The following is a 12590-nucleotide window of genomic DNA, read 5'->3' as shown; positions in this document are numbered from 1 at the left end:
CCCTGAAACTCAAAAACCCCCGTACAGCAACGCCAGAATTCCGGTGCCGACTGCTCGATGGAATGCAACCAAGGACGAGACACCCACAACAGCAAACTCGGTTCCCACCGGGGTAAAGACTCCCGAATCTGGCGCAATCCGTTCAGAAACGACCACTGGACGGCGGCTGGCTGTCGGGTGAGCTGTTCGACTCCGACAATTTGAAATCCCGGTATCCCACATCCACCATTGGATCTAGAGGATCGCGGATGTTGCGCCAACCAGCGATTTACCTGAGAAATTGGATTGGGATCGCTCAGATTTAAGCGGAGACTGACAAAGCAGGGAAAAGACGAATCCGAATCCACGCCCAGTTCTGATTGCAACTGAGCCGCCAGACGATCTCGCCGGGTCAAATCGTCGCAAACGGCGATGAAAATCTGACGGCGCAAGCCCAGTTTAAATGCGAGTTTGAGACGTTGGTAAACTTGCCGATTCCAGCCCACGACTTTCGGGGAAGAAACATCACCTGCCGTTATCCTAGCAGGGGAATTGGGTATCGCTGAGAGTCGTGACGATCGCATGAACCTTGGGGGAGGACGTTTCTATCTATTTGTTCGGGGAGATTGGGGACGATCCCGAAAGGTTTGTGACTTTTAGGAATTTTAGAACGAACACTTCGGTACAACTCAACGAACTCGATCGTGCCTGAATGCTGACAAAAATGAAACCGAAGCCTAATTACTTCCCAAACTCTTCGCTAAAATTTCGCTCGTTCTCACAGCAGTCTAGGTAAAACTTCGCAGCTTTATCGCTCGGGCAAGCTTCTAAAATTTCTTGAAATATCAGCGAGGCTTGACTAAACTGGCGTTTAATATAAAGCGCGATTGCATCTTCAAATTTTTCTTTGTTTACCATCTTGCACGCTTTAACCTCAGTAGAGTTCCCATCGCATATTTCATAAACACCAACCATATCTCGAATTCCTTTGGGTTTTACAAGACCTAAGTAACGATAAGCATATCGCTCTCTTTGAGGTCTGCTCATCCTTCTGAATACATTTTCACTGATTAGAATTTGCGCTCCGAAATGTTTGGTTAAGCCCTCGAGTCGAGAAGTGAGATTAACCGCTGGACTAATGACAGTTGTATCCATACGATTTTGACCGCCGACAGTCCCCAGTCTAAGATCGCCTAAGTGAATACCAATCCCGATATAAATGGGTTGAAGCTCGAGTAATTGGCGTTCCTTATTATATTCAACTAGTTTTTCTAACATACTCAGACCTGCTTCAATTGCATTTCTAGCACTTTGATATTCTCGCTTCTCATCTTCATCATCAAACAGTGCCATAATTGCATCACCAATATATTTATCAATAAAGCCGTGATGCTCGGCGATCGCACCTTCCATTCTTTTTAAATAGCCGTTAATAAAATCAAAATTTTCTTTAGGAGTTTGCATATCGTCACTTAAACTCGTGAACGATCGAATATCAGAAAAGAAAATTGTCATTCTTCTTCTAATACTATCTCCTAATTGAATGTCAACAGTTTTTCTTCCTAAGAGGTCGGAGAAATTTTGAGGAATAAAACGCCTAAATGCTTCATTGGTTCGTTCGAGACGACCGTTCAAATTTGTAAGTTCGTTTTTTTGAACTTCGAGTTCTTCTGTTTTTTGCCTCAGCTCGGAAAATGCTACCTTCAAATCCTGACTCATTGTATTAAAATGCTTTGATAGAAGACTGAGTTCTGAAGGACGAGTGATATCAGGAGGGGGAGTAAATTCTTCGCTCAAGTTGGAGATTGAGGTTGATAAAGATCGGACAGAACTTGTCAGTATTTTGATAGGTTTAACAATTCGATAAGAGATAATCACGGCAACACCAGTTAGAAAAATACCCATAACAGCATAAATTTGCCAGCTGACTTGCTTCTTGTCAGAATTAATATTTCCCAAAAGCTCAGACTCTGGAACTGTCCAAAAAATACACCAATTTAATGCTTCGGCTTCATTCCTCGTTGTTTTTCCAATATCTAAGCCAGAAACTTTAACTAAATAAATCTCATTATCTATTACGATTTCGAGCGTTTGAGTACTTCTACAGTTCCCTTGATACTTTAGATCGAACTCTTCGGCAATATAAGAAATTACTTTGGCACTTTCTAGGAGCGTATCGTTATTCTTGCCTTGGTATTTATCAAATAAATTTGATGCCGTGACCAAGTTGAAAGTTCTACTATCATCTGCAGTGATAGAACGACGATTTTCAACATCGTGTCTGTGAGATGTCACAATTAAATTAGATTGAGATGTATCTGGCTCCTTTTGTGTTATAAATATTAATCCTTTATTATTTATATCTTGAATAACTTTTTCTAAAAAGTCTTCTACTTCTGAAAGAAGTAAATCGACACCTAATACACCTTCAAATTGGGTATTACCTGTTTCGAAATTCTGGCTAACAATACGCTTTACAGCAGTAATAACTAGCCTTTTATTTGTTGTACTGCTGTCTTGATAAATATCACTCCATGCTTTACCACTACTTCCAGCAATAAACCAAGGTCTCTCACTAGGAGTATATTTAGCTCGATTGTTTACTAAAAGATTTAAAATTTCGCCCGATTCTCGATCTACACCGTACATCTCCCTATAAGCTTCATTTTGTTTTAAGAGTAGCGAAACAATTCTTCCTTCGCCAAAGTTATACTCTGCCGACCAAAATTCATCATTCGGTGTTGCGTAGTAAATTGCATTTATAATTCGATCGAAATCACTAAAATCATTTCTGAATGAGATAAGCTGTTTGGCAAAATAGGTTTGAGACTGTTTGCTATTTTGGCTGTCAAGCTGTAAGTTATTTAATTCAATAGCATTACTATTAATTTGATTGATTAAATGAGGAATTGAGAAATATGTTGTTAGTTTATCTTTAACACGGTTATTAATTTCATTACTTAATTCTTCAAAAGTACGATCAATAATACGCTGACTATCTAAAACTGAAATTATAATTGAAAATGCAAAGCTTGTTCCAATTAAAGTTAGGAACGGAAATAAAATGCAAGTGGTAATAGAATCAAGCCTCTTTTTCATTTATTTTTTAAATATGTAAATTTAAATATGTAAGATTGAGTGATGCACTTAATTTATCTAATATCGGCAACAATTGCCATCGATTATGCCTTGCATAAATTGTAAAAAGCTCACTTTTCGGAAATCCTGTGAAAGCTTTTTCAATATAAAATGCACAATTTTATAAATTAAATTTTCAAACAAAGAGTTAGAGATCGAGTTTTTTGAGCAGACTTCAAGATTAACTCAAAAAATTTTGAGATCGCTTATTATTTCACACGGCAGTCATACAAACCTAAAGAGTTTGGCTCGCTCGTTTGTGACCGTTTTTGTGTAGATGCTAGAGGCTTAACCCATCAGTATGAGATGCGAAAATTATACCTGAGTTGTAGTCAAAAGACTTGTTACTTTTTGTGTGTTTTATACAAAAAGTATGCTTGAGTGCGTCGTATCTGGTGAAAGCGAAAAGACGGCTCAGATAGCGATCTCTTGACGATCGCGGACTAGTCGATGGTCTTCATACTCAAATCTAGCCAAGTCGATCGCGTAATCGGGGCGCTGCTGGAGATATAGTCTACTCCCGTTTCGGCAACTTTGCGAATATTGGTAAGGGTGACATTTCCCGAGGCTTCAATTTTGATGCGATCGCTGGTGTCTCGAATCCAAGCGACGGCTTCTTCCATCATTTCAACGGACATATTATCGAGCATGATAATATCGGCTTTGCAATCGAGTGCTTCTCGAACTAGATCGAGGGTATCGGCTTCAACTTCAATAGTTAGAGAATAGGGAATGCTGGCGCGAATTTTCGCGATCGCCGGTTTGAGGCCGCCAGCCAGGGCAATATGATTATCTTTAATAATCACCCCATCATCTAATCCCATGCGCTGATTCATCGCTCCCCCCACTTGAGTTGCGTACTTTTCAAGCGATCGCAACCCCGGTGTCGTCTTGCGCGTATCCACCAGTTGCGCGGGTAAATCGGCGATTTCGGCAACGTACTTTTGGGTAAGCGTGGCAATCCCACTCAATCGCATCCCCAGATTGATGGCGACGCGCTCCCCCATCAAGAGGGAATCGAGGGGACCTTCAATGGTGGCAATTTTCGTGCCGCGATCGCAAGATTCACCTTCTGCAACGGTGGGGGTAAATACTACGCGCTCGTCGAGCAACTGAAACACCCGCGCGGCGATCGGCAATCCGGCGATGGAACCCGATTCTTTGACGATCCAACAAGCCTTACCAATTTCCGAAGTCCCTTGTGGAAATAGGCTTTGGGTGGTGCGATCGCCTCGTCCGATATCTTCTAAAAGCCAGCTTTTTAATAACGGGTCTAGTGCTAAAAGTGGCGGCATTACAGCAGCGATCGTCATTTTTTTATGGGTGAAAAACGGCTCGTTTACATTAAAACAGGATGGGTCTTTTTGCCAACGGGTCTATCTCAAAATGCCAAAGGCTCCTGCAAAATGCAGAAGCCTTTACAAAATCAAAAAACTATGTTATTGATTTCGCGATGAGAGACATCCGACTGAATTAGTCAAGCGGGTTCATCGACAATGCAGGTTCACCTTCGCGATCGATCCCTTTCTCGAAGCCAGCAACAGCCGCGCGAGCGCGACCGGCGTGCCACAGGTGACCGACCAAGAAGAAGAAGCCCACGATGAAGTGGAAAGCCGCCAACCAAGCGCGAGGATTCACGTAGTTAAATCCAGAGTTCGGCTCGGTGATAATGCCACCCACAGAGTTAATCGAACCGTTGGGAGCATGAGTCATGTACTCAGCCGCACGGCGCAATTGCCAAGGCTGAATATCATTCTTGAGCTTATTCAAGTCCAAACCGTTCGGACCGCGCAGAGGCTCGAGCCAAGGACCGCGGAAGTCCCAGAAACGCATGGTTTCTCCACCGAAGATGATTTCACCAGTCGGAGAACGCATCAGGTATTTACCCAAACCGGTCGGGCCTTGAGCCGAACCGATATTCGCGCCCAGTTTTTGGTCGCGAGCGAGGAACACGAACGACTGAGCTTGAGAAGCTTCAGCGTTGGTGGGGCCGTAAAATTCGCTAGGATAAGCGCTGTTATTAAACCAGACGAAGCAAGAGGCGATAAATCCCATCATGGATAGAGCGCCCAAGCTGTAGGAAAGATAAGCTTCACCAGACCAGATGAAAGCGCGACGCGCCCAACCAAAAGGCTTGGTGAGAATGTGCCACACGCCGCCACCGATGCAAATCAGACCCAACCAGATGTGGCCGCCGATAATATCTTCCATATTATCGACACCGACAATCCAGCCCTTACCACCAAAAGGAGAGGTGGTGAGATAGCCGAAGATCGCTGCTGGGTTCAACGTGGGATTGGAAATGATGCGAACGTCACCGCCACCGGGAGCCCAGGTGTCGTAAACGCCGCCAACGAACATGGCTTTGATGACCAGGAGGAAGCAGCCACCGCCAAGCATCAGCAGGTGGAAACCGATGATGTTGGTCATCTGGTTCTTATCCTTCCAGTCGTACCCGAAGAAAGAAGAATATTCTTCGAGGCGCTCGGGACCGCGAACGGCATGGTAGATACCACCAAGACCCAAAACCGCTGACGAAATCAGGTGCAAAACACCGATCGCGAAATAGGGGAAGGTATTGATGACTTCACCGCCGGGGCCGACACCCCAGCCGAGGGTCGCCATGTGAGGCATGAGAATCATGCCCTGTTCGTACATGGGCTTTTCGGGAACGAAGTGAGCGACTTCAAACAAAGTCATCGCACCCGCCCAGAAAACAATCAGGCCGGCGTGAGCGACGTGAGCACCCAGCAATTTACCCGATAATTCGATTAGACGCGCGTTGCCAGACCACCAGGCAAAGCCTGTGGAGGCTTGGTCGCGCCCCGTGCCTGTCATGGCAGTATTAAATGTCGAGTCCAAGGGGGAAAACCTCCATTGAATTTGGGTTTTTCATTCGGGAGATAAAGCGACTTTAGGACTTGTTTAACCGCTTTATCTCTAACTAAATGAGCTTATGAGATGAGAATTTAAGGTTCGATCGAAAGTTCTACCTTAAATTCTTAGCTTATCTCATATCTTTACAAAGCGTTACCGCGAGGTAGAACTTCCTCGGGGAACTCAAAGCCCTTGTGAGGCTGGTCCGCCGGAGCCATCCAAGCGCGAATCCCTTCGTTGAGCAAGATATTCTTGGTGTAGAACGTCTCGAATTCGGGGTCTTCCGCAGCGCGGATTTCCTGAGACACGAAGTCGTAAGCCCGCAGGTTCAATGCCAAACCGACGATGCCAATGGAACTCATCCACAGACCCGTCACCGGCACGAACAGCATGAAGAAGTGCAACCAGCGCTTGTTGGAGAAGGCAATGCCGAAAATCTGAGACCAGAATCGGTTGGCCGTCACCATGGAGTAGGTTTCTTCAGCTTGGGTGGGCTCGAATGCCCGGAAGGTGTTGGCGCCTTCACCATCTTCAAACAGGGTGTTTTCTACCGTGGCACCGTGAATGGCGCACAGCAGCGCTCCACCGAGGATTCCGGCGACTCCCATCATGTGGAAGGGGTTGAGGGTCCAGTTGTGGAACCCTTGCAGGAAGAGGATGAATCGGAAGATGGCGGCTACCCCGAAGCTGGGGGCGAAGAAGAAGCTCGATTGACCCAAGGGGTAGAGCAGGAATACGCTCACGAACACCGCAATCGGCCCGGAGAAGGCGATGGCGTTGTACGGGCGAAGTCCCACCAATCGGGCGATTTCAAACTGACGCAGCATGAAGCCTATCAGTCCGAAGGCGCCGTGGAGGGCGACGAAGCTCCACAGTCCGCCGAGTTGGCACCAACGGGTGAAGTTCCATTGGGCTTCGGGTCCCCACAGGAACAGCAGGGAATGTCCCAAGCTGTCGGGGGGAGAGGATACCGCTACGGTGAGGAAGTTGCATCCTTCTAGATAAGAGCTTGCCAGTCCGTGGGTGTACCAGGAGCTGGCGAAGGTGGTTCCGGTGAGCCATCCACCCAGTGCCATGTAGGCGCAGGGGAATAGCAGAATCCCGGACCAGCCGACGAAGACGAAGCGATCGCGCTTTAGCCAGTCGTCGAGGATGTCGAATGCTCCCCGGCTCGCTGGCGCGCGTCCTACTGCGATTGTCATTAAGCGAATCTCCTATACAATATTGCGTCGTAAAGTTTTCTTAAGTCTGGCTACCGCCGTTTCGAGATTTCCCGACTTGCAGGATGCAGAAAATGGTTGAGAGCGATCGCGGACTTTACGTTTCTTTACTATGTTACTCATTATAGGGGGAAGCGATCGAAATTTCACCCCCCATGGCAAGAATCTGTCAGAATGAGGATCGCCGTGGAAAGCCAAGAGGGAAACGATCTAACCCAAAATTGGTAATTCATAATAAATTAAGAATCTAACGTTAAACTTCACATTCGAGCGCCCATGTTTACTATCGATGTCATGCTCAAATTGGCCCCGCTTCCCCTATCGGTGCAGCGAAAGACAGAGGAAGATGCTTCGGCGCTCTACGGGCAGATTCACGAAGCGATGAAATCGGGAACTCCCCAGCTTCTAGAGTTGACCTGCGATCGCCAACCGGAGAAAAAAATCTGCGTCCTCACCAGCGAAGTCTGTGCCGTCCAGATTTCTGAGAAATCCGGTGGTGCAACATCGGGCAAACAGCCCGGTTTCTTCGCCGCTCTTACTCAAACGGAAGCCTGATGTCCCTCAACCAGCAGCCTGCAATCGCCGTTCGAGATCTATGCTTCAACTGGCCCGATGGTACATCGGTGTTAAGTTCTTGTTCCCTCGAAGTGCCCAAAGGAGAATTTTGGATGCTCTTAGGAACCAACGGCAGTGGAAAATCGACGCTATTGCGCTTGCTGGCAGGTTTGCTCGCCCCTAAATCCGGTCAGATCGAGATTCAGCCTCCGGTGGGTTTCGTCTTCCAAAACCCCGATCATCAACTGGTGATGCCGACGGTGGGAGCAGATGTTGCGTTCGGATTGGTGGAGGAAAAGCTTCCACCCGTTAGCATTCGTCAACGGGTAGATGAGGCCCTCGATTTGGTCAACTTACTTCCCTTGCGCGGTCGTCCGATCTACGCGCTCAGTGGGGGCCAGAAGCAACGGATTGCCATTGCCGGTGCGATCGCCCGTCGCTGCGAGGTGCTACTTCTCGACGAACCCACCGCTCTACTCGACCCTGACAGCCAACTAGACTTGGTACGGCAAGTGCGACAGCTCGTCACCCGCCAGCAAATCTGCGCTCTGTGGGTGACGCACCGCCTCGACGAACTCGATTATTGCGATGGTGGCTTCTTGCTCGAACGAGGACGGGTCGTGGCGCAGGGGGAACCGAACCGACTCAAACAACGGTTGACGAGCACTTGAGAACGGACAACAAACCTTTGACTTTTGCCGACGGGTTCCGAAATTCTCTACTCAAATCCTGAAAGTGCCGTGTTCGATTCATTTTTACCTCAGTTTTCTGTTTCCCCCCAAATGGTGCAGTTTTTCATGACCTGCTTTGCCGTTGGGGTCTTTGGGGTTCCTTTCGGTCGGTTTCTAGACAATCTCATCGCTTGGATTGCTCCAAACAATTCCCACCGTCTCAAACGCCTCTCGATGTGGATGGCAGTGGGTCTAATCGGTGTTGCCTTTTTCCTGCCGGATTTTTGGGGTCGTATTCTCGTGGCACTGGCGATCGGGATGTCGATCGGTTACGTGTTTTCACAACAGTTTCGGGATGACTGGCACGGTCGGGATGGGGAACGATCGGGCGGTGAGTGACGGTTGACGCAACACGTTGTATTGCAAAAGTATTATATTTGTATGCCTTGATATAGGGTTGGCAGAACGTTGCATTATAGGCAAATATAGGCATAAGCAACCTAACCGACTTCCCTACACTTGGCTAACAACAATGTCTCCCATTTCCCCTACCACCATTTTGTTGGTAGACGGCTACAACATTATCGGTTTGTGGTCCGATCTACAACAAATTCGCGATAACTACGGTTTGGAACCGGCCCGACGGGCGTTAACCGAACGGCTCATTGGTTATAGTACCTTTCACGGTTTTGACGCACGGGTCATTTTCGACTCTCAATATCGAAATTCTCGGAGTCATCGAGAAACGATTACGCCTCATTTATGCCTGGTGTATACCGATTTCGGTCAAACAGCAGATACCCACATCGAAAAGGCTTGCGCCGCCATCAAACGGGAGGCTGCGCGCCCCAAACGGCGAACGATCGTTGCCACGTCCGATCGCGCCCAACAACTGGTTGTGGTGGGATACGGTGCAGAGTGGATGTCGGCACGGCAACTCGCATCAGAAGTCGAAACCTCCAATCGTCGCGTGCGTCGCCGACAGCAAAACGCTCCAGCGCGATCGTCGAGGCGGTTGCTCTCAAATGCCCTAGACCCGGCATCCCGGCAGCGTTTGGCACAGTGGCAACAGAGGCTTTAGCTCGATGGTGACTCATCTTGAGAAAAGATTCTTTTGAGACTTGCCAACAAATCCATTTGTGACTAATATAGTAAAGGCGCGATTCAAGCGTTCCTCAGTAGCTCAGTGGTAGAGCGGTCGGCTGTTAACCGATTGGTCGCTGGTTCGAATCCGGCCTGGGGAGTTTAAATTGAATTTTAAAAGCTCACAGAGCAAACTTTATCGGTCTACGAACTCCGTATTCGATCGAATTGCGAAGCTTTGAGTTTGGCAAAATTTACTCGATCTAGAAAATGTCCGACATGTCTGGTACTCGGTATCGAAAATCTTGAATGGAATCGATCCGATTACTAACGTGTAAGTTGAGGTGAGCGTTACGCACCTTACTTGACAGGAAATTTTTAACAATATCGTCCCGCTACAAAAAATTTCTCTCAAATTCATCAAACCTCGATCGAGCAGGGACTTCAGAGACTCGATCGTCCTGTCGTTTTCTCTATATTTGCAACATTCTCGAATAAATTTCTACCATTGGGCAAAAAAAAGTGCATAAGTTCCCAAACCCGAGAAATATGTAGTAGTAGCTGACGCACAGAGACGCTTCACGGCTTCCTCAAACATCGTCAGTCAGCACATTAGAGTTGTAAGGAGTTTGGCATGAACGACGACATGATGATGGATGATGAGATGATGATGGACGATGACATGGACGACATGGACGGCATGAACGACATGGATGACATGGACGACATGGACGACATGGACGACATGGATGACATGGATGTTGAAGCGATCGTGGGTGTCTCATCCGGTCAATTCTTCGCCCCGAATGATATTACTTCCGATTCGGTTATCCTCATTACTGACGAAAATGGTGGTACAGACAACCGATTTGAATGGGGCATTGGCATTGAAGGGAGTTTCCCCAGCGTACTTCAGTTCGATGGTGGTGACTTATTCGGTGCCAAACCAGACGAACCCTTTAAAATCGGTCAAATTTTCTATCAAAATGGCACGATCGAAGCGGGAACGGGCTTTAGTGGCGAGTTTGCTTTTCAAGTGGATCTCGATTTTGATGAAACCGACGACGATCCCGATTCCTTCGTCTACCTATTCGATATTGACACAACCCCCAATGTGACTGGCGATCCGGTTCTCGATGCCGATGTACTAGGCTTTTCTAGCGGCGGATTGACCCCGCAAACCTTTGAACTTGACGGCGACACCTATACCCTGCAACTCTTAGGTTTCTCCCAAGATGGGGGCCTAACGACCACTGGTGGATTCAACTCGCCTGAAGAAGGGTTTGATATTGGCAACTTGTACGGTCGTCTGATTCAGATTGCCGATAACAGTGGTGGTGGTAGTGGTGGTAGTGGTGGTAGTGGTGGCAGTAGCGGAGGTGATAGTACTCCGACCATTCCGATCGCGTTCTTCACCACTTTGAGCCAAACGACTATTACCGAAATCACCGCATCTGGAGGGATATTTATTGGTGGTAGCAATGGCCCCGTTGCTGGATCGGTCATCATTGATAATCCCTCTCAACTCAATACACTCTGGAGCATCAATGCCGAGGCATCTCTGAGTTTTAGCAGCGAAACTACCTTCGAGATTACATCCACGACAACCACCACGATCGACTTTGAAGCTTTCGGTATTACAGCGGCGATCGGATCGGATGGAGATGACAGCGTTGATGGTTCCAACAATAACGATGCGATCGATGGTGATGATGGCGACGATATGCTCGAAGGGAACGACGGTAACGACGTTTTAATGGGGAGCGATGGTGACGATATCTTGATGGGTGGAGACGGCATCGATTGCGTCTACGGGAACCGTGGAGATGACTTTGTTTCAGGCGGAGCAGGTGGTGATATTGTCCGAGGAGGAAAAGGTAACGATGTCGTTCTTGGAGAAGAGGGAGACGATATTCTTTCGGGAGATAGCGGTTTCGACATTCTCACTGGTGGCAGTGGTGATGATGTCTTTATCTTGCAAAGCGAATTCGATGAAACTGAAGCCACTTTCAGTGCAGATTTGGTGACTGACTTCACCGTTGGAGAAGATATTATCGCGCTGACGGTGGATGTTGCCGTCACCTTTGAAGTTCGCGATTTCAATGCTGACGGTACGGACGATGTGGGAGTTAAACTTGCTGAAAATGGTTCTTTTATCGGCTTCGTTCTCAATACCGACAGCATTGTAAGTGTCGAGAACTCCATTGTTTCGGTTCCTCAAGGTGACTTGGCTTTAATTTAAGATCGATTTCTCTCTTTTCGTTACGATCGCGCTCGATCGACTTTAAGTTAAGATTGCCAGTTATCTAAATTTGAGATAACCGGCAATTTTGTCTGGGAAAATTTCGTAAATGTACTCTTAAAAATACGCTGTCTAAAATATTATTTAAAAATGTGTAGATAGCAGGTCTAAACACAAAATCATGCTAGATTAAGCCGTATTATTTTCGGTTTCCATATTTCGATAGAATGTATCGATCGAGACTGAAGTTCAATTGTGAATTGGGTGCTGTGAGGTCAAAGTATGCAACGGTGGATCTATCGAAGTGCGATCGCATTGCAACTGGTAAGTTTTTGGGGAGCGATCGATGATGCGGCGATGGCGCAAATCGTCCCGGATACAACGCTTCCTAATAATTCGATCGTCACTCCCAACGGCAATGTTATCACTATCGACGGAGGAACCGAAGCGGGAAGCAATCTCTTCCACAGTTTCCAGGAATTTTCCGTTCCCACCGGGGGTGAGGCGAATTTTAACAATAGCATCAGCATCGACAATATTATTACCCGCGTCACCGGCGGTAACTTTTCTAATATCGATGGTTTGATTCGCGCCACCGATGCAAATCTATTTCTGCTCAATCCTAACGGCATCATTTTTGGCCCCAACGCCAGACTCAATCTTGGCGGTTCGTTTCTGGGCAGTACGGCCGATCGATTTTTGTTTAATGATGGTAGTTTCTACAGTGCCACGGATACTGCCCAGCCATTGCTGAGTATTAACGTTCCCATTGGCTTGCAGTTTGGAGCCAATCCGGGGGATATTCAAGTTTTGGGGTCGGGAACG

The 12590-nt window shown here is 47.2% G+C and carries 10 protein-coding genes, 1 tRNA gene and 1 pseudogene; 7 read left to right on the top strand and 5 right to left on the bottom strand.

The annotated features are described in order from the left end of the window. From IQ235_RS06455 to psbD, 5 genes and pseudogenes are all read right to left on the bottom strand, one after another. Positions 1-563 (bottom strand): annotated as a pseudogene (locus IQ235_RS06455) (hypothetical protein); the annotation flags it as partial. A 157-nt stretch (positions 564-720) separates the two neighbouring features. Next, positions 721-3078: an adenylate/guanylate cyclase domain-containing protein gene (locus IQ235_RS06450; protein WP_264320666.1), complete on the bottom strand. Its 2358-nt coding sequence runs from the start codon at positions 3076-3078 to the stop codon at positions 721-723. A gap of 482 nt (positions 3079-3560) precedes the next feature. Next, the gene (gene nadC, locus IQ235_RS06445) at positions 3561-4430 is read right to left on the bottom strand and encodes a carboxylating nicotinate-nucleotide diphosphorylase (protein ID WP_264320665.1); all 870 of its coding nucleotides are present in this window, start codon (positions 4428-4430) and stop codon (positions 3561-3563) included. A 160-nt stretch (positions 4431-4590) separates the two neighbouring features. Next, entirely contained in the window at positions 4591-5955 is a 1365-nt protein-coding gene (psbC, locus tag IQ235_RS06440; RefSeq protein WP_264320668.1) for a photosystem II reaction center protein CP43, read from the bottom strand. A 182-nt stretch (positions 5956-6137) separates the two neighbouring features. After that, entirely contained in the window at positions 6138-7196 is a 1059-nt protein-coding gene (psbD, locus tag IQ235_RS06435) for a photosystem II D2 protein (photosystem q(a) protein) (RefSeq protein WP_264320664.1), read from the bottom strand. 294 nt (positions 7197-7490) lie between these two features. On the opposite strand from psbD, the gene IQ235_RS06430 reads away from it, so the two are divergent. From IQ235_RS06430 to IQ235_RS06400, 7 genes are all read left to right on the top strand, one after another. Continuing rightward, positions 7491-7769 (top strand): UPF0367 protein family, encoded by a 279-nt coding sequence (locus tag IQ235_RS06430; protein WP_264320663.1) that lies wholly within the window; start codon positions 7491-7493, stop codon positions 7767-7769. Beyond that, positions 7769-8440 (top strand): energy-coupling factor ABC transporter ATP-binding protein, encoded by a 672-nt coding sequence (locus tag IQ235_RS06425; protein WP_264320662.1) that lies wholly within the window; start codon positions 7769-7771, stop codon positions 8438-8440. Before IQ235_RS06430 ends, IQ235_RS06425 begins: the two co-directional genes overlap by 1 nt. A 24-nt stretch (positions 8441-8464) precedes the next feature. Further along, positions 8465-8839, top strand: a complete 375-nt coding sequence (locus IQ235_RS06420; protein ID WP_264320661.1) for a hypothetical protein — start codon at positions 8465-8467, stop codon at positions 8837-8839. Positions 8840-8972: 133 nt separating this feature from the next. Next, the gene (locus IQ235_RS06415; RefSeq protein WP_264320660.1) at positions 8973-9521 is read left to right on the top strand and encodes an NYN domain-containing protein; all 549 of its coding nucleotides are present in this window, start codon (positions 8973-8975) and stop codon (positions 9519-9521) included. A gap of 91 nt (positions 9522-9612) precedes the next feature. Then, a tRNA-Asn gene (locus tag IQ235_RS06410) sits at positions 9613-9684 on the top strand. A 473-nt stretch (positions 9685-10157) separates the two neighbouring features. Further along, positions 10158-11765, top strand: a complete 1608-nt coding sequence (locus IQ235_RS06405) for a choice-of-anchor K domain-containing protein (protein ID WP_264320659.1) — start codon at positions 10158-10160, stop codon at positions 11763-11765. A gap of 282 nt (positions 11766-12047) precedes the next feature. Continuing rightward, on the top strand, positions 12048-12590 hold a 543-nt coding region (locus tag IQ235_RS06400), incomplete at its 3' end, for a filamentous hemagglutinin N-terminal domain-containing protein (RefSeq protein WP_405196651.1).

Source organism: Zarconia navalis LEGE 11467 (assembly GCF_015207075.1).
GTDB lineage: Bacteria > Cyanobacteriota > Cyanobacteriia > Cyanobacteriales > Geitlerinemataceae > Zarconia > Zarconia navalis.
The sequence above is the reverse complement of the archived record's forward strand: the minus strand, read 5'-3'. Positions and strand labels throughout refer to the sequence as shown.